Origin of the sequence: Streptomyces avicenniae (assembly GCF_000719135.1) — a bacterium.
GTDB classification, from domain to species: Bacteria; Actinomycetota; Actinomycetes; order Streptomycetales; family Streptomycetaceae; genus Streptomyces; species Streptomyces avicenniae.
On record NZ_JOEK01000001.1, the window covers coordinates 826,380 to 847,921 of the forward strand.

The window sequence follows — 21,542 nt, forward strand, 5'->3', positions numbered from 1 at the left end:
GCGGGCTCTCGGTCGAGAGCCCGGCCCACCGGACTTCAACCGTACCTGCTTCCACGGGCCTACGGTACGCCGTCCGCAGGACCGGAGCCGCGAGCATGGCGTCCGATGACCCTCTCTTTGCTGGTCAGCGGCGATTTTACCTTCTTTCTCGACACACCTCGCACGAGGGGGGTGACATGTCTTACGCGGATGGCGCAGTCGCGCCCGCTCCGGCGGTCGTGGCGGCTGCCATGCGCTGCTCGGCGATCCGGTCGGCGGCCACGGCGGGGGGTACGCCCTCGGCCGTCGCGCGTTCGAAGATCTCCCGCGTGGTGCCGTGGATCTCGGCCGCCTTTGCCTTCGCTCGTGCGAAGTCGAAACCGTGCAGCTCGTCGGCCACCTGGATGACGCCGCCCGAGTTCACCACGTAGTCGGGCGCGTAGAGGATGCCCCGGTCGGCGAGGTCCTTCTCGATGCCCGGGTGGTCGAGCTGGTTGTTGGCCGCGCCGCAGACGACGGAGGCCGTCAGGACGGGGACCGTCAGGTCGTTCAGCGCGCCCCCGAGGGCGCAGGGGGCGTAGACGTCGAGGCCGGGGAGCGCGATCAGCGTCTCCGTGTCCGGCACGGCGGTGACGCCGGGGTGGTCGGCCAGCACGCGGCGCACGGCGTCCTCGCGCACGTCCGTGACGACGACGTGCGCGCCCGCCTCCCGCAGGTGCCCGACCAGCAGGTGCCCGACCTTCCCGACGCCCGCGACGCCGACCGTACGGCCCGTCAGGTCCTCGGTGCCCCACCGGTGCGCGGCCGAGGCCAGCATGCCCTGGAAGACGCCGAAGGCCGTGAGGACCGACGAGTCGCCCGCCCCGCCGTTCTCCGGCGAGCGGCCGGTGGTCCAGGGGCAGGCCCTGGCGATCACGTCCATGTCGCGGACGTACGTGCCGACGTCGCAGGCCGTCACGTACCGGCCGCCGAGGGAGGCGACGAGGCGGCCGTACGCGAGCAGCAGCTCCTCGGTCTTGAGCGTGTCCGGGTCGCCGATGATCACGGCCTTGCCGCCGCCGTGGGACAGCCCGGCCATGGCGTTCTTGTAGCTCATGCCGCGCGCGAGGTTCAGCGCGTCGCGGACGGCGGCCTCCTCGGGGCGCGGCTGCCCGGGGTAGGCGTGGAAGCGGGTGCCGCCGAGGGCGGGGCCCAGGGCGGTGGAGTGGACGGCGATCACGGCGCGCAGGCCGGTGGCCCGGTCCTGCCCGAGCAGGACCTGCTCGTGGCCGCCCTGGCCTGAGTGGAACAGAGTGTCCAGAACGCTGGTCTCGACCGTGCTGTCTGCGCTGACAGCGGGACGTACATCGGTCACGGTGGTGACTCCTGCGGAACGGTGCGGTGCCCTCGTGCGGGTCGGGAGGGCTGCTGATGAGATGAGCGTACGGCGGCGCGCGGGTCCGGGCTGCGGTCGGGTCCGCCCCACTGACACGATCGGGGTAGACACCGGGGGAGGCGACATCGTGGCCGCGCGGTGTGGCAGGAGACCTCGGGGCCGCGCGGGAGCGCCCGTGGGAGCGGCAGGACGGGAGGGTCCGTGACGAAGGTGCCGTACGCGGCGTATCTGAGGGTCTACGAGCCGCTGGCGGCCTTTCCCGAACGGGAGCGGGCCCACTGGGCCGCGTACGCGCGGGGCGGGCGGCTGCCGACCGCGCAGGACGAGGTGCGCGCGGCGCTGGCCGCGCTGGCGGCGGTGCCCGCCCGGGTCGTCCCGGCCGGGGAGAGCCCGGACGCGTTCGTGGCCGAGGTGGACGGCGAGCCGCTGGTCTGCCCGTGGCGTACGCGGCTGCGGTCCTGGCAGGCGCTGGACGAGGTGGGCGAGTGGCTGATGCCGCAGCCGGTGCTCGACGCGGCGCTGCCGCCCGAGGCGCGACGCCGGGCGGCCGAGGAGTACGCGGACTGGCGGGAGCGGAACGCGGACGCGCGGCCGTGGATCAGGTCGGCGTTGTGGCACGTGCCGGTGCGCTGGTTCGTCCTGTTCGCCGACGAGGAAAGGGAGTTCAGGCCCGCGGATGCGGCTCTGGGCGCCGAACTGCGCTACCGTACGCCGATGGTCCAGGCCAGGCGGCGGGTTGCGCGCGGGCTGCGGACGGTCCGGCGGGCCATGCCGGCCAGTCCGCTCGCGGAGGCGCTGACCGATGTCGGGCGCTGGATCGAGCAGTTCCATCCGAAGTCACTCGTCGAGCTGGACTACGGCGGTCTCGTGCACGCCGTGCCGGGCGACCAGTTGGCCGCCGACCGGTCGGCGGCCGACGTGACCGCCGGGCTCACGGCGCTCGCCGCGGGCGATCTGCGCGGCGCCGGGGCGCTCTACGAAGAGCTGACCGAGCGCTGGACGGCGGTGCGGGAACGGCAGTTCGCCAACTGATGTGGGACCAAAGTCCCACGTCAAGGGGCTAAAGCCCGCAAGCGTGATGGATGGCACGGAAGGAACCTCTTGCCAGCAAGCAGTCCCCTCGTGTCAAAATAGGACAAGGAGCCCGTGAAGGGTCCTTCTGTCCGCTCGGCGATGTACGTCGATGGGGGGACAGATCGGTATCGCGTTCCTCGGCGGGGCGGGTGCCCGGTCATCGCTGCGTGACTGATCGTGAGGGCCGAGTGACTGTCCGCTATGGCATGGTCCAGTCGGCTTCCGCCGAGGTTGAACACCTGAGAGGGCAATTCCATCGGTTTGGCCGACCCGGCTGGACGGATGGTGTAGTTGTAGTGCCGAGGACATGCCGTTCGTCCTATAACCGACTCGACTCGCGCCTGCCATTTCGGGCAACGCGGGTCAAGGTGCAGAATTTAGAGGAAAGAACCGTGATGGTTCGGTTCTCCCGAGGAGGCCGCTCATGACCGCTCGCACCCCTGATGCCGAGCCGCTGCTGACCCCGGCTGAGGTTGCCACGATGTTCCGCGTTGACCCGAAAACGGTCACACGCTGGGCAAAGGCGGGCAAGCTCACGTCTATCCGCACGCTCGGCGGGCACCGTCGCTACCGTGAGGCGGAGGTGCGCGCGCTGCTCGCGGGCATCCCGCAGCAGCGCGGCGAGGCCTGAGCTACGCAGCATCAGCACGGCACGGCCCAGGCTCCGGGGCCCCCACCCCGGTCCCCCTGGTATCTGATCGCGCCGGACTCCGCCGAGTCCGGCGCGATCTCTTTGTGTCGCGGGGGGCTCACGGGAACGCACGACGGCCGGTCAACGGGTCGTGCAATTGCACATATTAAATTGGCGGGTGTCTCTACGGGGTCGGATGAGCTCATGGTGCTATCGAGTTCCGTGACTCCCGTCACATCCCCGTTCCCTTGCCTCTCCCGATGATCTTGCGGTAGAGGGTGCCGACTTCGGTGTCGGCGCACTGGCACGCTACCCGCTGGCGCCGCCGCGCCCCGGGTGCGCTCCCCGGCGTGTCCCGGGGCTCGGCGGGCGCCGTCGTACGGCGACGCCGTCCGCGCGGGGTGGTGGCCCACGGCCCGCACGACAAAGCCCGGACCCCTGTGTGGGGGTCCGGGCTTCTGGAGTCCGATGCCGCAGAATCTGCGGCGGAAACTATGCGGTCCTGACGGGATTTGAACCCGCGGCCTCCACCTTGACAGGGTGGCGAGCACTCCAAGCTGCTCCACAGGACCACGTCGCGAGCGCGACTCTACCCCAGATGGGGGCACGCGCACCAATCGGCCGCCGCGCCCCCTCCCGCCCGCTCAACCGGCGGGCGCCAGGGCGTCGATCGCCTTCACGATCCGCTTGTCGGACACCGGGTAGGCCGTGCCCAGCGCGTGCGCGAAGTAGCTCACCCGCAACTCCTCGATCATCCACGGGATCTCCGCCGCCGCGGCGGGCACCGGACGTCCCGCGGGGAACTGTTCGAGCAGCCAGGCGTACTCGTCCCGCATCTCGTGGACCTTCGCCATCCGCGCCGCGTCGCGCTCGGCCTGGTGCGGCAGTTGCTGGAGCCGCCGGTCCACGGCCGTCAGGTAGCGCAGCAGGTCCTGGAGCCGCCGCGCGCCGTGCGCCGTCACGAAACCGGGCCGCACGAGCGCGTCGAGCTGCTGGCGTACGTCCGCGCGCGCCGGGAGCAGGACCTGGCTCGTCAGCGACCGCAGCCGCCGTTCGCACGCCTGCCACGCCGACAGGACCTCCCGCACCTGCCTGCCGACGCGGACCGTCAGGTCCGTGATGTCGGCCCGCACCGAGTCGAACAGCTTGGTGAAGCCCTCCTCGTCCCACGCCGGTCCGCCGTGCGCCGCGATCAGCCGGTCGGCCGCCGCGCTCACGCAGTCGTCGAACAGCGCCTGCACGCTGCCGTGCGGGGTCGAGGAGAGGGCGAGCTTCGCCGTGTTGTCCAGCTGCCGCTGCGCGAACTTCCCCGGGTCCGACGGCAGGTTCAGCAGGATCAGACGGCGCGTGCCCAGGGCCATCGCCCGCGCCTGCTCCGCCTCGGTGTCGAACAGCCGCACCGCGACGCTCGTCCCGGTGTCCACGAGCGCCGGGTACGCCTTCACCGGCTGGCCGCCGCGCCGCGTCTCGAAGGTGCGCGCGAGCGTGCCGACCGTCCAGGACGTCAGCCCCTCGGCGCCCGCCGTGAACGCCCGGTCGAGCGCCTCCCGCGCCTTCGGCCGCATCCGCGCGCGCAGGGCCGTCAGATCCTTGCTCTCGGCGTCCCCCGGCACGCGGCGGCGCCGCTCGTCCACCACGCGGAACGTGATCCGCAGGTGCGCCGGGACGCGCTCCTCGTCGAAGTCCTCGGGGGCCACCCGTACGCCCGTCAGGCGCGTCAGCCCGCGCGCCAGCGCCGCGCGCAGCGGCTCGCCGGTCGGCTCGGGCGTCGCGGCCAGGAAGCGCCGCGCGACGTCCGGCGCCGGGACGCAGTGCCGCCTGATCGGTTTGGGCAGGGAGCGGATCAGTTCGGTCACCAACTGCTCGCGCAGGCCCGGGATCTGCCAGTCGAAGCCGTCCTGCGTGATCTGGTTGAGCACCTGGAGCGGCACGTGCACGGTCACGCCGTCCGCGTCCGTCCCCGGCTCGAACTGGTACGTCACGTGCAGGGACAGCCGCCCCTGCCGCCAGGTGTCCGGGTACGCCTCCTTGGTGACCCGCGCCGCCTGCTCGTTGATGAGCATGGACTTCTCGAAGTTGAGCAGATCCGGCTCTTCGCGCCGCTTCTGCTTCCACCAGGCGTCGAAATGGGCACCGGAGACGACGTCTTCCGGCACCCGCTGGTCGTAGAAGTCGTAGAGCGTCTCGTCGTCCACCAGGATGTCGCGCCGCCTGGCCCGCTCCTCCAGCTCCGCCACCTCGGCCAGCAGCCTGCGGTTCTCGGCGAAGAACTGGTGCCCCGTACGCCAGTCGCCCTCCACCAGCGCGTTCCTGATGAGGAGGTCACGGCACGTCTCCGGGTCGATCCGCCCGTAGTTGACCTTGCGCTGCGCGACGACCGGGACGCCGTAGAGCGTCACCCGCTCGAACGCCATCACCGCGGCCTGCTTCTGCTCCCAGTGCGGCTCGCTGTAGGCGCGCTTCACCAGATGCCCGGCCAGCGGCTCGATCCAGTCCGGGTCGATCCTGGCGTTCACGCGCGCCCACAGCCGCGACGTCTCCACCAGTTCGGCCGACATCACCCAGCGCGGCGGCTTCCTGAACAGCGCCGAGCCGGGGAAGACGGCGAACTTCGCGCCCCGCGCGCCCAGATACTCGTTCTTCTCGGTGTCCTTCAGCCCCAGGTGGGACAACAGGCCGGCCAGCAGCGACTGGTGGACGCGCGCCGGGTCCGCCGCCTCCCCCTCGCGCGGCGCCGCGGGCTCGATCCCCAGCGTCCTTCCCACCGACCGCAGTTGCGCGTAGATGTCCTGCCACTCGCGTATCCGCAGGTAGTTGAGGAACTCGGTGCGGCACATACGGCGGAACGCCGAGGACGACAGCGCCCGCTGGCGCTCGCGCACGTACTCCCACAGGTTGAGGAACGCCAGGAAGTCCGACTCCTCCGCCGGGCCCTCCCTGAACCGCTGGTGCTTCGCGTCCGCCTGCTGCTGCTTGTCGCTCGGCCGCTCACGCGGGTCCTGGATCGACAGGGCGGCGGCGATCACCATCACCTCGTGCGCGACGCCGTTGCGCTCCGCCTCGACCACCATCCGCGCCAGCCGCGGATCGACGGGCAGCTGGGAGAGCTTGCGCCCCATGTCCGTCAGCTTGTCGCCCGCCAGCGCGCCCAGTTCCTCCAGGAGCTGCACGCCCGCCTTGACCGACCGGTGGTCGGGCGGATCGATGAACGGGAAGCGCTCCACCTCGCCGAGCCCGGCCGCGTTCATCTGGAGGATGACGGACGCCAGGTTCGTCCGCAGGATCTCCGCGTCGGTGAACTCGGGGCGGGAGAGGAAGTCGTCCTCCGAGTAGAGCCGGATGCAGATGCCGTCGCTCGTCCGCCCGCAGCGGCCCTTGCGCTGGTTCGCGCTGGCCTGCGACACGGGCTCGATCGGCAGCCGTTGCACCTTCGTGCGGTGGCTGTAGCGGGAGATCCGGGCCGTGCCGGGGTCGATCACGTATTTGATGCCGGGGACCGTGAGCGAGGTCTCCGCCACGTTCGTCGCGAGCACGACGCGCCGCCCCGGGTGCTGCTGGAAGACGCGCTGCTGCTCCCCGTGCGACAGGCGCGCGTACAGCGGCAGGATCTCGGTGTGGCGCAGCCGCCGCTTCTCCAGGGCGTCCGCCGTGTCGCGGATCTCGCGCTCGCCCGACAGGAAGACCAGGATGTCGCCAGGACCCTCGGCCTGCAGCTCGTCCACCGCGTCGCAGATCGCCGTGGTCTGGTCGCGGTCGGCGCCCGCGCCCTCGGTCTCGTCCCCGTCCCGGCCCTCGTCGCCCGGCTCTTCGAGCAGCGGCCGGTAGCGCACCTCCACCGGGTACGTGCGCCCCGACACCTCGATGACCGGCGCCGGGCGTCCCTGCGCGTCCGCGAAGTGCCGGGCGAAGCGCTCCGGGTCGATCGTCGCCGAGGTGATGACGACCTTCAGGTCGGGGCGGCGGGGCAGGAGCTGGGCGAGGTAGCCGAGGAGGAAGTCGATGTTGAGGCTGCGCTCGTGCGCCTCGTCGATGATCAGGGTGTCGTACTGCCGCAGCTCGCGGTCGTGCTGGACCTCGGCGAGCAGGATGCCGTCCGTCATCAGCTTGACGAGCGTGTCGTCGCCCGCCTGGTCGGTGAAGCGCACCTTGAAGCCCACCGCCCCGCCCAGCGGCGTCCGCAGCTCGTCGGCCACGCGCTGCGCCACCGTACGGGCCGCCAGCCGCCGGGGCTGGGTGTGGCCGATCAGGCCCTTCACGCCGCGCCCCAGCTCCAGACAGATCTTGGGCAGCTGCGTCGTCTTCCCCGAGCCCGTCTCGCCCGCGACGATCACGACCTGGTGGTCGCGTATCGCGGCCAGGATCTCGTCCTTCTTCTGGCTGACGGGCAGTTGCTCGGGATACGTGACGGCGGGCACGGCGGCCACGCGCCGCGCCACGCGCCGCTCGGCGGTCTCGATCGCGGCGGTGATCTCGGCGAGCACCGCCTGCTGGGCGGCAGGCTTGCGGACACGGCGCGCGCCGTCGAGCCGGCGGCCGATCCGCTGCTGGTCCCGCAGGCTCAGTTCGGGCAGCCGGGCGGCCAGCTCGGAGAGGGGGGAGGGGTGTGTAGGCATACGTACCCAAGAGTCTCACCCGCGCGCGGTGGGCGGCGAGCCGATATCGCGGTGCGCGTGTTTCGTCCGAGATGTACCTCTAGGGTGCCTTTGTGAGTGGATGGTGGCGGAGGGCGCGGCGGTCGGTGTACTTCCCGGCGGTCGTGGTCGCGGTGATCGCCGCGGGGGCCGCCGCGCTGTTCGCCGGTTCGTACACCTACGCCATGGCGGACCCGGCGCCGCGCCATGTGCCGGTCGCCGTCGTCGGCGAGCCGCAGTCGCGCGGCCGGACGGACGTGTTCGTCGGGGAACTGGAGCGGCGGCTCCACGCGTCGCTGCGCGTCCACCGCTTCCGTACGTATCCACAGGCTGTGGACGCCGTCGAGCGGCAGCAGGTCTTCGCGATCTTCCGCAACCGGGGCGGCGACCGCGTCGAGCTGAAGCTCGTGAGCGCGGCGGGGGCGTCGGTCGCCATGCTCCTCCAGCAGGACGCGCCCGCCGCCGCCAAGGCCGCGGACATCCGGCTGACGGTCACCGACATCAAGCCGCTCGCGCAGGGCGACCCGCGGGGTCTCGCGATCTTCTACATCTCGATCGCCGCCGTGATCATCGGCTTCCTCGGCACGGTGCAGCTCAGCGTGAACGCGCCCGCGCTCAACCCCGGCGAGCGCGTCGCGTTCACCGCCGGGTACGCGCTCCTCGGCGGGCTCGCGATCATCGCGACGGTGGACTGGTGGCTGGACGCGCTGCCGCTGCCGTTCGTCCAGTCCTGGGGGACGCTGGCGCTGACCATGTTCACCTCGGGCATGGTCTTCAGCATGTTCACCGTCCTCGTCAGGCGCTGGGCGATCCTCCCGACGTGGGTGCTGATGGTGATGCTGGGCAACCCGTCGTCGGGCGGCGCCGTCTCCTGGCCGCTGCTGCCGTCCGTGCTCGGCGAGGTCGGGCGCTGGCTGCCGCCCGGCGCGTCCGTCAACGCGCTGCACACGGCCGTGTACTTCCGGGGGCACCAGCACTGGCAGCCGTACCTCGTCCTCCTCGGCTGGTCGGCGCTGGCCTGTGCCGTCTTCTGGATCTGGCGCCGCCGCCATCCCGGGGGCCGCCCGACCGGTGAGGCCGCGGCGGCGCGTGCGGCTGCCTGACCAGGCGCGCCGCTCAGCGCGCCCCGCGTGCGCGCGCCTCCTCGACGGCGGCCCGCGGACCGCCCGGAAACGGGCGCCCGTGTCCGGGCAGCAGCAGCGGGGCGCCCTCCGCGCGGCCTCCGTCGCCGAGCGCGGCGAGGCGTTCCAGGGCGGCGAGGGCCGCCCGGGCGTCGTGCGTGAAGCCGCGGCAGACGATGCCGGGCCCCGCGTGGCCGGTCAGCCCGTCGTACGTGACCAGCGCGTCGCCCGTGAACAGCAGCCCGCGCTCCTCCCACAGGTAGGCGACGCTTCCCGGCGTGTGCCCGGCGAGCGTGATCACGCGGGGCCCGCCCGGCACCTCGGCGAGCACGCCGTCGCCGCCGAACGTGCGCGCGCCGGGCACGGGCCTGGCCGTGAACGCCCCCGACCGTCCCAGGTGCGCCAGCGTGCCGAGGGCGGCCGGGCGCCGCAGCAGGTAGGGCAGCGGCGAGCGCTCCGGGCCGCCGTGCCGGAAGGCGCTGCGGGGTCCTTCGGCGAGGACGGGCGCGTCCCGTTCGTGTACCCAGATCTCCGCGCCCGCGCGGCGCAGGGCGCCCGCCATGCCGGTGTGGTCGGGGTGGGCGTGGGTCAGGAGGACGTGCCCGACGTCCCCGGGCGACAGGCCGGCCGCCGCCAGATGTGCGCGCAACTGCCCTGTGTGCGAGGGCAGTCCGGCGTCCACGAGGACCAGCCCCTCCGGTGAGTGGACCAGATACGCGTTGACGCTGTCGTCCCCGAGACGATCGACGCCGGGGGCGACCCGCTCGGGCGCGCGACGGGACACGGTTCCTCCTTCGACGGGGCGGCGAATATTCGATACGGTTGACTGTATCGAATACTGCCACACCCCGGGGAGACGCCACCGTGCCCGCGCCCGACACACCCCGCAGGCCGTACGACGCGAGCCGCCGCCAGGAGGCGGCCCGCCGCAGCCGCACCGCCGTCCTCGCGGCCTGGCGTGACCTGCTGCTGCGCGACGGCTACCACGCCGTGACCGTCCGCGCCGTCGCCGACCGCGCGGGCGTCTCGGCCGAGACCGTCCACAAGGCGTTCGGCGGCAAGGCGGGCCTGATGAAGACCCTGTGGGACGTCACGCTCGCCGGGGACGACGAACCCGTCCCCATGGCCGCCCGCCCCGCGCTCCAGGAGGTCCTGCGCACCCGCGACCCGCGGCGCAAGCTCCGGCTCTACGCCGCGTTCGTGCGCGACGTCCACGAACGGCTCGCCCCGCTCTTCCTCTTCATGAGCCAGGCGGGCCCCGAGGCGGCGCGCGTCCTCGCCGCGGGGGAGGCCGAACGGCTGGCGGGCGTCACCGCGTTCGTCACCCACCTCGCCGACGAGGGGCTGCTGCGCGCCGGGACGGACACGGCGCGCACGGCGGACGCCTGCTGGGCCCTCACGGGCCCGCAGCTCCACCAGCAGCTGACGAAGGAACGCGGCTGGCCCCCGGCGGCGTACGAGGACTGGCTCACCACCACCCTGACGACGACCCTGCCCCTGGCGCCGTGACCCGCCGCCCGGCCGGGGCGCGTCAGCGCGTCCGCGCCGGGGCGGACATCAGCGCGGCGACGGCGGCCGGTGTCCAGTGTCCCGCCGCGCCGGGGCAGCTGGCGAGGTAGGCGGCGATCTCGTCCTCGCGCCAGGCCCCGGACTCCGCGAGACCGGCCGCCAGATGGCGCAGGTAGGGCGCGGACGGCGGGCGGAGTCGCACGTCAGTCATGCGCCAGGGGGCGGTGAACGTGAGGACGGGCAGCCCGTCGAGTGCCCCGAGACGGACCAGCGTCTCGTACCTGCCAGGACCGAGCCGCGCGCGGCCGGTGGTCAGCACGGCGGTCAGATCCAGGTCGGCCCCCGGCGTGCGGTACATCTCCTGCGCGGCGATGTCGGCGAACTGCTCCGTCGTCACGAGGTGGGCGAGGCACCATGCCGTGCCCTCCGCCTCCGGGTCGTAGAAGCCCCTGCCGCCCGTCCACACGGGCGACTCGGTCGCGAAGTAGACGCTGCCCGGCACCACGACGGCGGCCGAACGTCCGGGCAGCGCCCTGTCCCGGCACCCCGGATACACGCGCCGCGCACCGGAGGGCGCGCCGCCGACGATGTAGTGCCTCAGCCGGGAGGCGTGCATGTTGGAGCCGTACGACGCGTACCAGACGTGCGACGGCGGAACGACGTCGGCCATGCCCGCTTCCTCCCGTTCAGGAACGATGGAAGGCCCCGGTGCGGGCCCGCTGGGATACGTGGTGGCGCACTGGTCGAGGTGCGCCACCGAGCGAACGAACCGATGAAGCCGTTTACGGTCGCATCACACTGTGCAGCAAGGCAACCACTGCGGTACTCACGACCATCGCCGCTCCTGCTTGCGGGTCCTTGTAGGCCACATAGCCCGCGAATGCTCCTGCCATCAGCAACACGATGGCGCTCAGGTTCCCTTGGTGGTCCAAGGTGAGACTCCTCCTCGGTGGCTCAGGGGCACGCTGCGTGGACGACTTGGCGGAAGCGCACGGCGGGCCCCACTGCCCATCGCTGTTGCGATGAGCCCTCTACCTGTAGGGGGAAGGGCTCTGGTGTGCTGGGGCTCTGCCCGGGCAGTGGCGGAGAAGAAGTGCTCGAACTCTTGTGCCATGGGGCATACGGCAGAGGAGCATCTCGGGATATCGACGACGAAACGGCCTCAGTAAGCAGCTCACTGAGGCCGTTTCGTCGAACGAAGAGAAGGTGGCTGGGGCCGGGGTCGAACCGGCGACCTTCCGCTTTTCAGGCGGACGCTCGTACCAACTGAGCTACCCAGCCACAGCGGTCCTGACGGGATTTGAACCCGCGGCCTCCACCTTGACAGGGTGGCGAGCACTCCAAACTGCTCCACAGGACCTTGCTGTGCGACACCGAGGTGACGCGTACCCCCGACGGGATTCGAACCCGCGCTACCGCCTTGAAAGGGCGGCGTCCTGGGCCACTAGACGACGGGGGCCCGGCGGCCCGCCTCGGCACCGTGTGATGCCGTCGGGGACGTGTGAAGCATAGGGGATGCCGGGACCGATCGCCAAAACGGTTCCGTCCGGCGCCGTTCTGGCCGTCCGGCAGGTCGCGCGGCGAGAATGGCCGGGTGCTGGAGATGACACGCGAGGAGTTCGAGGAGCTGGTCGGCGAGGCCCTGGACCGGGTGCCGCCGGAGCTGACACGGCTGATGGACAACGTCGCGGTGTTCGTCGAGGACGAGCCGCCCGCCGACGCGGACGACCCCGAGCTGCTCGGGCTCTACGAGGGCGTGCCGCTCACCGAACGCGGCGAGTGGTACGCGGGCGCCCTGCCGGACCGGATCTCCGTCTTCATGGGCCCGACGCTCCGGATGTGCGAGCGGGAGGGGGGCGGTCGCGACCTGGTGGTCGAGGAGGTCGAGATCACCGTCGTGCACGAGATCGCGCACCACTTCGGCATCGACGACGACCGGCTGCACGCACTCGGGTACGGCTGACGCGTGTCCTGCCCGGTGGCGCGGGAGTTGAACGGGGGAAGCCCGCCCCGCCGTACGTCACCCGGAGGTCCGCCCCCGTGCCCCACCGCCGTCACCGTCGCCCCGGACCCGCCGCCCTGGCGGGGGTGGCCGCCCTCGCCGCCGTCGCGTTGACGGGCTGCGTCACCGTGGACCCGGAGAAGACCGCCCAGCAGAGCGAGCCCGACGGCGGCGGGCACGGCGCCGCGGACGCGGACGCCCGGCAGGGTCCTGACGGCGCGCCGCCAGGACCCGGTGGCGCCACGGACGCCGACGGCCCCGAGCCCAGCGGCGGGCGCGCCGAGGACGCGGCGGATCTCGGCCGCGGCGGCGACGGCGACGGCAGGCGTGCCGACCGGAGCGGCGACGGCGACCCCGCCGCGCCCGCCGACGAGTCGGCGGCCCCGTCCCGCCCCACGCCCCGTCCCGACACCCCCCGCGCCCCGGCGCCGCCGCACGGTCCCGGCGCGCCGGTGCCCGTGCCCGAGGCGCCGCACCCCGAGCCACCAGGCCCGGAACCCGCCGACCCCGACCCCGAGCCGGGGACGGAGGAGCCGCCGCCCCCGGCGCCCGACCCCGAGCCGGGGACGGAGCCCCCGCAGGAGCCCGCGCCCGTCCCCGAGGAGCCCGCACCCGGGGGGACGAGCTGACCCGTTTGCGTATCACCGCGCCGCGTGCGTATGCTTGTAGATCGTTTGATCCCACTTGCCCGGCGCCCCGAAGCAGCGCGCCGTGTGGCGCGTTCCTCACCTCGCCGTGGCTGATCGCATACAGGCGGTCAAGAGCACCTACGGAGCACAGGCGCGTGCCGACCCCACAAACTCCGGAAGGTTCTCACTTCGCATGACCGTGACCACGCCTGAGGTTCTTCTTCCGCTGGAGGACGAGCCCACCATGACGTTCGCCGATCTGGGCCTGCCCCCGGACATCGTGCGGACGCTCGCAGAGCACGGCGTCACCACCCCGTTCCCCATCCAGGCCGCCACCATCCCGGACGCGCTGGCCGGACACGACATCCTCGGCCGCGGCCGTACCGGCTCCGGCAAGACGCTGAGCTTCGGCCTCCCGACCCTGGCCCGCCTCGCCGGTGCCAGGACCCGCGCCAAGCACCCGCGCGCCGTCATCCTGACCCCCACCCGCGAGCTGGCCATGCAGGTCGCCGACGCGCTGGAGCCGTACGGGCACGTGCTCGGCCTCCGGCTCAAGGTGGTCTGCGGTGGCACCTCCATGGGCAACCAGATCTACGCCCTGGAGCGCGGCGTGGACATCCTGGTCGCCACCCCCGGCCGCCTCCGTGACGTGATCGGCCGCGGCGCCTGCTCGCTGGACGACGTCCAGGTGGCCGTGCTGGACGAGGCCGACCAGATGGCCGACCTGGGCTTCCTGCCCGAGGTCACCGAACTGCTCGACCAGGTGCCGCCCGGCGGCCAGCGGATGCTGTTCTCCGCGACGCTCGAACGCGAGATCGACACGCTGGTCAAGCGCTACCTGGTGGACCCCGTCAGCCACGAGGTGGACGCCGCCCAGGGCGCCGTCACCACCATGAGCCACCACGTGCTGATCGTGAAGCCGCGCGACAAGGCGCCGCTGACCGCGGCCATCGCGGCCCGCGACAGCCGCACCATCGTCTTCGTCCGTACGCAGCTCGGCGCCGACCGCGTCGCCGGGCAGCTGCGCGAGTCCGGTGTGCGCGCCGACGCCCTGCACGGCGGCATGACGCAGGGCGCCCGTACGCGGACGCTGGCGGACTTCAAGGACGGCCGTGTCAGCGTGCTGGTCGCGACCGACGTCGCCGCGCGCGGCATCCACGTGGACGGCATCGACCTGGTGCTGAACGTGGACCCGGCCGCTGACCACAAGGACTACCTGCACCGCTCGGGCCGTACGGCGCGGGCGGGGCGCTCCGGCACCGTCGTGTCGCTGGCGCTGCCGCACCAGCGGCGGACGATCTTCCGCCTGATGGAGGACGCGGGCGTCGATGCGTCGCGTCACGTCATCGGGCGCGGCGACCTGTTCGACCCGGACGTCGCCGACATCATCGGCGCGCGGTCGCTGACCGAGGTCCAGGCCGAGGCGGCGACGGGCGCGGTGCAGCACGCCGAGCGCGAGGTCGCGCGGCTGGCGCGTGAGCTGGACCGGGCCAAGGAGCGCGCGGGCGAGCTGCTGGACGAGGCCGACCGGCTGACCGGCCGCGCGGCGCGTGAGCGCGGCGACGACCCGGCCGAGGCCATCGCCGCGGCTGCCGAGGTGCGGGCGCAGGCCCTGGCCGAGGCGGAGCGTGAGGCCGAGCTGGAGGCGCAGCGCGAGGCGCGGCGTGCCGAGAAGGCCGCGCGTGCCGAGGCGGCCCGTGAGGAGCGTGGCGAGCGCGGCGGTGACCGTGGCGGCTACCGCGGTGGCGCCGGTGGCGACCGCCGTCCTTACGGTGGCGGCGGCGGGCACGGTCGGCGTGAGGGCGACCGTGGCGGTTACCGCAGGGACGACCGGCGTGACGACCGGCGCGGAAGCGGCGACGACCGGCGTCCGTTCGCCCGCCGCGACGGCGAGCGGCGTGACACCGGCACCGGCACCGGTGGCGGCTACCGTCGCGACGACTCCGGTGGCGGCTACCGGCGTGACGCCGAGCGCCGTGACGGCGGCGGCTACCGCGGCGGCACCGGCGGCACCGGCACCGGTGACCGCGGCGGCTACCGCGACCGTGACCGTGACGACCGCGGCGGTTTCGACCGTCGCGCCGAGAAGCCGCGCTGGAAGCGCAACGGCTGACCGTATGCCTTCGAGCGCGGCCCCGCCCCCGGGCTATGCTTCCCCTGAGGGCCGTTAGCTCAATTGGCAGAGCAGTGGACTTTTAATCCATTGGTTGTGGGTTCGAGTCCCACACGGCCTACGGCGGAAAGGTCCCTGGCAAAGGGGCCGCTGACCTGTGGGGGTGCCCCGGTCGTCTCACGACGACCGGGGCACCGTCGTGTCGGGGGCCGTGTCCGGGCGGCCGTGCCTGCGACGAGGGCGGCGGCTTCGTCCCCCGGCCCGTACGAGAGGGGGTGAGGTAACTTGGCGCGTGTGACGGAACAGGGAATCTCCGAGGTTCGCTTGACCGCGTTCAAGAGCTTCCGGGACCAGGTCCTGCCCCTGTCCTCGCTGACCACCCTCATCGGCCGCAACAGCAGCGGGAAGTCGAACGCTCTCGACGGACTTGAGGTCCTCTCGCGGCTCGCCCGCGGCGAGGACATCACGGAGGCCCTGGAGAGCCGTCGTGGACCGGAGGGCGCCGTACGCGGTGGTCTGGCCGGGTGCGTCCCCCACGGCTCCGACCGTTTCTCGCTGGGATGCAGTGTGCGGACGCCCCGGGGGCCGATCCGTCTCGACGTGACCGTCCAGGTCGAGCCCGAGGTGCAGATCATCGCCGAGAGTCTCTCCGGGCCCACGGTGAAAGGGCCTCAGCAGCTGTTGCAGAGCGGCGAGGCGAACCCTCAGGTGGGTGACCTCTGGGCGACCTGGCACAACGGGAAGAGAGGCCGCGACCCGAGTGTGCGGTTCCGCGGTTCCCGTCTTCTCACCTCCCAGCTTCCGCTCCGCGTCGTGCCGGAGACCGAGAGCGGGAAGGACGCCGTCCGGTGTGCCGAGACCATGATCGCGACGCTCGGCGGTGTCTTCCACCTCGATCCCGTCCCTCACCTGATGCGCCAGTACGTGCCCTCCCGCGACAGCAATCTGCGGCGCACCGCGGAGAATCTGTCGGCCGCGGTGGGAAGCGTCCAGCGGACGGACGTGGCGCTCTTCCGCCGTCTGATCGACCTGCTCCGGGGGCTCGCCGACCACGACATCGAGACGCTGGCGGTGACCCGTTCCGAACTCGGCGACGTCATGCTCGCGTTGGACGAGGGCCGGCTCGGCCTCACCCCGGCCCGCGAGATGAGCGACGGGATGCTGCGCTTCCTCGCCATCGCCACCTCGCTGCTCACCGGCGGTGGCGGCCTGGACCTGGGCCCCTCGAACGCCGAGCGGGCCGAGCAGTCCCTGATGCTGGTGATCGAGGAACTGGAGAACGGCCTGCATCCGTCACAGGCGTCCGAAGTCCTCGAACTGGTGCGGCAGGCGGGCGCGGAGAACGACACCCAGGTGCTGATCACCACGCACAGCCCGGCGCTCCTGTCGGCGCTGGCCGCGGAGGACCACGAAGGTGTCGTGGTCTGCCGACGTGAACGCGCGTCGGGCACGAGTCGGCTCACGCGTCTGACCGAGCTCGACGGATACCCCGCAGCCATGGCGGCGGGCTCACTCGGAGACGTCGTGACGCAGGGGCGGCTGAACGACCGCCGGGAAGGTGATTACACCGAGTTCAACCGGCTGCTCGGGATCGGGTGAGGCGTGGCACGCAGAGTGGAGTTCGTTGACACGTCGGTCCTGTGCAACCTCCTGGAGATCCCCGGCAAGTCCCAGCACCGTGACAAGGTCCAGGAACAGCTCAGGCAGAAGCTCGCCGCGCGGGACTGCGATCTGCTGCTGCCGATGACCGCGGTGATCGAGACGGGCAACCACATAGCCCAGCTCGCCGACGGCCGGGTGCGGCGGAGTTGTGCGGATCGCTTCGCCGCCGTGCTGCGCATGGTCGCGGACGGGAGGGCTCCCTGGGTGCTCAACGAGGTGGAGTGGGACGCCGGGCATCTCCGCCTGCTCGTCGAGGGCGGTCGTACCGGCAGCAGCCTCGTCGAGCACGCCTGCAACAGGCTCGGTTGCGGTGACCTGAACATTCTTGTCGAGCGCGACCGTTACCTCGCCCGCACCTCCGGAGTGCAGGCCGCCATCTGGACGCTGGACGAGTTGCTGTCCTCCTACGCGTAGTCAGGCCGTGGGTGCGGTGGGCAGCTACGGCCGACCGGCCGATCGGCCTGACGGCGTCGGGCCTGCCGGGGTGCTTCGGACCGGCAACGCCCGCTTGTCGCAGGTCGAGTTGGTGTTCGGGTGGGGTGCGTGTGGCCGAGGGGGGCGGTCGCCGGTCGTTAGACTCGGGCCACCCACCGGTTGCCGTCCGGGCCGGTCCCGGGGCTCGGCAGGCGGGCCGCCCACGTGGAGGAAAACCCTCAGTGTTGACGATGCAAGGTGCCCTGCTGGCGCTGAACGACTACTGGACGCGCCAGGGCTGTCTGATCGTGCAGCCGATGAACACCGAAGTGGGCGCCGGCACGCTCAACCCCGCGACGTTCCTCCGCGTCCAGGGCCCCGAGCCGTGGCGGGTCGCGTACACCGAGCCCAGCGTCCGCCCGGACGACTCGCGCTACGGCAAGAACCCCAACCGGCTCCAGACGCACACCCAGTACCAGGTCATCCTCAAGCCCGAGCCGGGCGACGCGCAGCAGCTCTTCCTCGGCAGCCTGCGGGCGCTGGGCATCGACGTGGCCGCGCACGACGTCCGCTTCGTGGAGGACAACTGGGCCTCGCCCGCGCTCGGCGCCTGGGGGCTCGGCTGGGAGGTCTGGCTCGACGGCTTGGAGATCACCCAGTTCACGTACTTCCAGCAGTCGGGCGGCATCACGCTCGACCCGGTCTCGGTCGAGATCACGTACGGCATGGAGCGCATCCTCATGGCGCTCCAGGGCGTCGGCCACTTCAAGGACCTGGCCTACGCCCCCGGGATCACGTACGGCGAGGCGTTCGGCCAGGCCGAGTACGAGATGAGCCGCTACTACCTCGACGACGCCGACCTGGACACGCAGCGCGCGCTCTTCGACAGCTACGCGGCGGAGGCGGCGCGCCTGATCGAGGCGGAGCTGCCCGTACCGGCGTACTCGTACGTCCTCAAGTGCTCGCACACCTTCAACGTGCTGGACGCCCGGGGCGCGATCTCCACGACGGAGCGCGCGCGTTCGTTCGCCCGGATGCGGAGGCTGGCGCACCAGGTCGCCGAGCTGTGGGGCGCCCGCCGTGCGGAGCTCGACCACCCGCTCGGCCGGGTCACGCCCGGCGCCGCGCCGACCGTCCAGGCGGCCGTGCCGCCCGCCGGTCCGGCGGACCTGGTGTTCGAGATCGGCGTCGAGGAGATGCCGCCCGCCGAGGTCACGCGGACGCGGGAGGCCGTGGAGCGGGCCCTGACCGAGCGGCTGTCCGCCGCGCGCCTCGGGCACGGGGCGATCCGGGTCGTGGCGTCGCCGCGCCGGGTGGTCGCGACCGTCGAGGCGGTCGCCCCGTACGAGGAGGACGCGGAGCGGACGGCGCGCGGTCCGCGCGTGTCGGCCGCGTTCGTGGACGGCGTGCCGACGAAGGCCGCGGAGGGCTTCGCGCGCGGGCAGGGCGTCGAGGTGGCGGAGCTGGGGCGCGTGACCTTCGGGGAGCACGAGCACGTGGCCGTGACCCAGGTCGTGAAGGGGCGCCCGGCGACCGAGGTGCTGGCGGAGATCCTGCCCGAGGTCGTCACCGGGCTGCGCGCCGACAAGAACATGCGCTGGAACGCCCCCGGGCTGGCCTTCACGCGGCCGATCCGCTGGCTGCTCGCGCTGCTGGGCGACGCGGTGGTGCCGTTCGCCGTCTCGACGCTGGCCGCCGGGCGCGTCACGCAGGTGCACCGTGACGCGGCCGAGCCGGAGGTCGAGGTGGCGTCGGCGACGGGCTACCTGGACCTGCTGGAGCGCCACGGCGTCCTCGCCGACGCCGACCGGCGCCGTGAGCTGGTCGTCTCGGGCGCGCGGCGGCTGGCCGCCGAGGCCGGAGGCACCGTGGACACCGACCTGCACGCCGGGCTCGTGGACGAGATCACGAACCTGGTCGAGCAGCCCACGCCGCTGCTCGGCCGCTTCGACGAGCGCTACCTGGACCTGCCGGCCGACGTCCTCGTCACGGTGATGCGCAAGCACCAGCGGTACCTGCCGGTGGTGGACGAGACGGGCGCGCTGCTGCCGTACTTCGTCGCGGTGGCCAACGGCTCCTGCGACCACGACGTCGTCCGCGCGGGCAACGAGGCGGTGCTGCGGGCGCGTTACGAGGACGCGGCGTTCTTCTGGCACGCCGACCTGGAGACCGACCTCGCCGCGATGCGGGACAAGCTGGGCCTGTTGACGTTCGAGGAGCGCCTCGGCTCGATGGGGGGCCGGGCGCGCCGGATCGCGGCGATCGCCGGGCGGCTGGCCGACGCGATCGGCCTGGCCGGTGACGAGCGGCTCACGCTGGACCGCGCCGCCGGGCTGGTCAAGTTCGACCTCGGCTCGCAGATGGTCACCGAACTGTCCAGCCTGGCCGGTGTCATGGCCAGGGAGTACGCGGTGCGGGCGGGGGAGGGGGCCGAGGTCGCGCAGGCGATCTTCGAGACGGAGCTGCCCCGTTCGGCGGGCGACGCCCTGCCCGCCGGGCTGCCCGGCGCGCTGCTGGCGCTGGCCGACCGGTTCGACCTGCTGGCCGGGCTGTTCGCCATCGGGTCCGAACCGACCGGCAGCTCGGACCCGTTCGGCCTGCGCCGCTCGGCGCTCGGGCTCGTGAACATCCTGCGGGACCAGCCGCGTACGTCCGCCCTGACGGTCCGGGCCGGACTGGAGATCGCGGCGGTCGAGCAGGAGGTGGCGGTCGAGGAGAAGGCGCTCGACGCGGCGTACCGGTTCGTCGTCCGCCGCTTCGAGCAGCAGCAGTTGGAGGCGGGCCGTCCGGTGGCGGACGTGCGTGCCGTGCTGCCGCTGGCGGACGCCCCGCCGCTGGCCGAGCGGACGTTGGCGGAGCTGGGTGAGCTGGCCGGTGACGAGGACTTCGCGGCGCTGCTGGCGGCCGTGCAGCGTGTGCGCCGCATCGTGCCCGAGGGGGTCGCGCCCGGTTACGACGCGGGTCTGTTCGGCGAGTCGGCCGAGCACGACCTGAGCGCGGCCCTGGTCAAGGCGCGGGAACTGCTGCGCGGGGACGTCACGTTGCACCACTTCCTGGCCGCGACCCGTGAACTGGTGGGCGCGGTCAACCGGTTCTTCGACGACGTCCTCGTGATGGCGGACGACCCGGCCGTCAGGGCGAACCGCCTGGGGCTCCTCGCCTCCGTGCACGGCCTGGCGGACGGCGTCCTGGCCTGGGAGGCGCTGGACTGAGGGGGAAGGCCGGGCCGGTACCACCGGCCCGGCCTAGCGGGGCCAGTAGTTCGGGGGCGACCGGGTCGGATCGACCAGCTCGAAGCGGTGCCTGTCCACGGGATTCAGGCCCTTGATGTGCACGAGCTGCTGCGTGTCCGTCCCCTCCAGCGCGCGGACGACCAGCGGCATCGCGGCGATCACCGCACCCATGGCCAGGCCCAGTCCCGCCATGCCCTTGTGGCCGTGGCTGAACCGTATGTGGTGCATCCCCGACTTCTTGATCGCGGCGGTCTCCGAGGGGACCTCCAACTGGCGGTCGTCCTTGGTCAGGAAGGCGTGGAAGCCCTTGCGCGCGGCGTCGGGCAGCAGGGCCAGGTCCTTCTTACCGGCCCACTTCAGGCCGCTGACGTGGCACACCTCGTGCCCGGGCAGCAGCCGCCCGAGGATCTCCACCATCTGCACGGGGACGTTCTCGTCGATGAGGAGGCGCATCAGGCGGCGCGTGTCACCGGGGTGTAGCTGTTGACGTAGCGGGCGAACGACAGTGCGTCGCGCGCCGCTTCCGCGGTCACGCCCGGGAAGTAGTCGCCGATCCGCTCGGGCGGGACGCCGTCCCCGACGAGGTCGGCCACGGCGTCGAAGGGCACCCGGGTCCCGGCGATGACCGGCTGCCCGCCCTGGGTCTCCGGATCGACGCTGACATGTGGCTTGGGGTGCAGCAGGCGCGGCACCACCACGCCGGGCCGGGGCGTGAACTCCTCAAGGATGTCGGCCATCGTGGCGATGACGCGCTGGCCGGGACGCGTCACGAGGTCCGTCGCGTGGTCGTCGCCGACGAGCACGACCGAACTGCCGTCGGCCACCAGCGAGTAGTTCGACAGGTGGGCGATCTCGCCGAAGCTCTTGAGGGTCGCCAGGGCCTTGCGGATCTTCTGGAGCGACACGTCCTGGCGCAGCTGCGCGAACGCGCGGAGCGCCAGGACGTCGCGGAACGAGTAGAGCGCGGGCCTGGCTGCCAGCTCCGGGCGGAGGATCGGCCCGTTCCCCCGGTCGTGGCGCCAGGACCTGAGCTGGCCCACGGTCGCGCCGGAGAGGGCGGCGGCCATGCGCGTCGAGTAGGCCACGGAGCGGCACCGCCTTCCGGGTCGTTCCTGCTGCGTCCTTCGTACGGCTCAGCATTCCAGCTCCGGGTCCGGTGGCGCCAGCCG

16 protein-coding genes and 5 tRNA genes are annotated in these 21,542 nt (G+C 72.6%); 11 read left to right on the forward strand and 10 right to left on the reverse strand.

All coding sequences use genetic code 11. The features are described from left to right. Window positions 1–181: 181 nt before the first annotated feature. Window positions 182–1,333, reverse strand: a complete 1,152-nt coding sequence (locus IF27_RS03840; RefSeq protein WP_052847802.1) for a Leu/Phe/Val dehydrogenase — start codon at window positions 1,331–1,333, stop codon at window positions 182–184. A gap of 222 nt (window positions 1,334–1,555) precedes the next feature. Here IF27_RS03840 and IF27_RS03845 point away from each other — a divergent pair, with 222 nt between their 5' ends. Together IF27_RS03845 and bldC are read left to right on the forward strand one after the other, a co-directional pair. Continuing rightward, window positions 1,556–2,386, forward strand: a complete 831-nt coding sequence (locus IF27_RS03845) for a DUF8083 family protein (protein WP_052847803.1) — start codon at window positions 1,556–1,558, stop codon at window positions 2,384–2,386. 466 nt (window positions 2,387–2,852) lie between these two features. Continuing rightward, window positions 2,853–3,059, forward strand: a complete 207-nt coding sequence (gene bldC, locus IF27_RS03850; protein ID WP_019431930.1) for a developmental transcriptional regulator BldC — start codon at window positions 2,853–2,855, stop codon at window positions 3,057–3,059. A 497-nt stretch (window positions 3,060–3,556) separates the two neighbouring features. On the opposite strand, the gene IF27_RS03855 is transcribed toward bldC, so the two are convergent. Together IF27_RS03855 and hrpA are read right to left on the reverse strand one after the other, a co-directional pair. Further along, window positions 3,557–3,631, reverse strand: a tRNA-Asp gene (locus tag IF27_RS03855). A gap of 72 nt (window positions 3,632–3,703) precedes the next feature. Then, window positions 3,704–7,672 (reverse strand): ATP-dependent RNA helicase HrpA, encoded by a 3,969-nt coding sequence (gene hrpA, locus IF27_RS03860; protein ID WP_052847804.1) that lies wholly within the window; start codon window positions 7,670–7,672, stop codon window positions 3,704–3,706. A 92-nt stretch (window positions 7,673–7,764) separates the two neighbouring features. Here hrpA and IF27_RS03865 point away from each other — a divergent pair, with 92 nt between their 5' ends. After that, a complete protein-coding gene (locus IF27_RS03865; protein ID WP_110945480.1) occupies window positions 7,765–8,793 on the forward strand; it encodes an ABC-2 transporter permease in 1,029 nt (342 codons plus the stop codon). A 13-nt stretch (window positions 8,794–8,806) separates the two neighbouring features. Here IF27_RS03865 and IF27_RS03870 read toward each other — a convergent pair whose 3' ends face one another. Continuing rightward, the gene (locus IF27_RS03870) at window positions 8,807–9,595 is read right to left on the reverse strand and encodes an MBL fold metallo-hydrolase (RefSeq protein WP_052847806.1); all 789 of its coding nucleotides are present in this window, start codon (window positions 9,593–9,595) and stop codon (window positions 8,807–8,809) included. An 80-nt stretch (window positions 9,596–9,675) separates the two neighbouring features. On the opposite strand from IF27_RS03870, the gene IF27_RS03875 reads away from it, so the two are divergent. Further along, the gene (locus IF27_RS03875) at window positions 9,676–10,320 is read left to right on the forward strand and encodes a TetR/AcrR family transcriptional regulator (RefSeq protein WP_052847807.1); all 645 of its coding nucleotides are present in this window, start codon (window positions 9,676–9,678) and stop codon (window positions 10,318–10,320) included. A 22-nt stretch (window positions 10,321–10,342) separates the two neighbouring features. On the opposite strand, the gene IF27_RS03880 is transcribed toward IF27_RS03875, so the two are convergent. The 4 genes from IF27_RS03880 to IF27_RS03895 all read right to left on the reverse strand — a co-directional run bounded on the left by IF27_RS03880 (window position 10,343) and on the right by IF27_RS03895 (window position 11,779). Continuing rightward, window positions 10,343–10,990: a hypothetical protein gene (locus IF27_RS03880; RefSeq protein ID WP_052847808.1), complete on the reverse strand. Its 648-nt coding sequence runs from the start codon at window positions 10,988–10,990 to the stop codon at window positions 10,343–10,345. A 537-nt stretch (window positions 10,991–11,527) separates the two neighbouring features. Further along, window positions 11,528–11,601: transfer RNA gene (locus IF27_RS03885), tRNA-Phe, on the reverse strand. A 4-nt stretch (window positions 11,602–11,605) separates the two neighbouring features. Further along, window positions 11,606–11,680, reverse strand: a tRNA-Asp gene (locus IF27_RS03890). A 26-nt stretch (window positions 11,681–11,706) separates the two neighbouring features. Next, window positions 11,707–11,779 (reverse strand) — tRNA-Glu (locus tag IF27_RS03895). 135 nt (window positions 11,780–11,914) lie between these two features. Between IF27_RS03895 and IF27_RS03900 the strand changes: the two genes are divergently transcribed. The 7 genes from IF27_RS03900 to IF27_RS03930 all read left to right on the forward strand — a co-directional run bounded on the left by IF27_RS03900 (window position 11,915) and on the right by IF27_RS03930 (window position 20,352). Beyond that, window positions 11,915–12,283, forward strand: a complete 369-nt coding sequence (locus tag IF27_RS03900) for a metallopeptidase family protein (protein ID WP_052847809.1) — start codon at window positions 11,915–11,917, stop codon at window positions 12,281–12,283. Window positions 12,284–12,360: 77 nt separating this feature from the next. Then, window positions 12,361–12,951, forward strand: coding sequence for a hypothetical protein (locus tag IF27_RS03905; protein WP_190232782.1), 591 nt, complete (start codon window positions 12,361–12,363; stop codon window positions 12,949–12,951). Window positions 12,952–13,144: 193 nt separating this feature from the next. Continuing rightward, a complete protein-coding gene (locus IF27_RS03910) occupies window positions 13,145–15,064 on the forward strand; it encodes a DEAD/DEAH box helicase (protein ID WP_052847811.1) in 1,920 nt (639 codons plus the stop codon). Window positions 15,065–15,112: 48 nt separating this feature from the next. Beyond that, window positions 15,113–15,185, forward strand: a tRNA-Lys gene (locus IF27_RS03915). Between the two features lie 203 nt (window positions 15,186–15,388). After that, complete coding sequence (locus tag IF27_RS03920; protein WP_223290902.1) at window positions 15,389–16,663, forward strand: AAA family ATPase; 1,275 nt, start codon at window positions 15,389–15,391, stop codon at window positions 16,661–16,663. 3 nt (window positions 16,664–16,666) lie between these two features. Next, window positions 16,667–17,140 carry a hypothetical protein gene (locus IF27_RS03925; RefSeq protein ID WP_052847813.1) on the forward strand — a complete coding sequence of 158 codons (474 nt, stop codon included), beginning with the start codon at window positions 16,667–16,669 and terminating at the stop codon, window positions 17,138–17,140. A 251-nt stretch (window positions 17,141–17,391) separates the two neighbouring features. Next, window positions 17,392–20,352, forward strand: a complete 2,961-nt coding sequence (locus IF27_RS03930) for a glycine--tRNA ligase (RefSeq protein WP_052847814.1) — start codon at window positions 17,392–17,394, stop codon at window positions 20,350–20,352. A gap of 33 nt (window positions 20,353–20,385) precedes the next feature. On the opposite strand, the gene IF27_RS03935 is transcribed toward IF27_RS03930, so the two are convergent. Continuing rightward, window positions 20,386–20,826: a DUF5615 family PIN-like protein gene (locus tag IF27_RS03935; RefSeq protein WP_052847815.1), complete on the reverse strand. Its 441-nt coding sequence runs from the start codon at window positions 20,824–20,826 to the stop codon at window positions 20,386–20,388. After that, window positions 20,826–21,458: a DUF433 domain-containing protein gene (locus IF27_RS03940; RefSeq protein ID WP_052847816.1), complete on the reverse strand. Its 633-nt coding sequence runs from the start codon at window positions 21,456–21,458 to the stop codon at window positions 20,826–20,828. Before IF27_RS03940 ends, IF27_RS03935 begins: the two co-directional genes overlap by 1 nt. Window positions 21,459–21,542 lie beyond the last annotated feature (84 nt).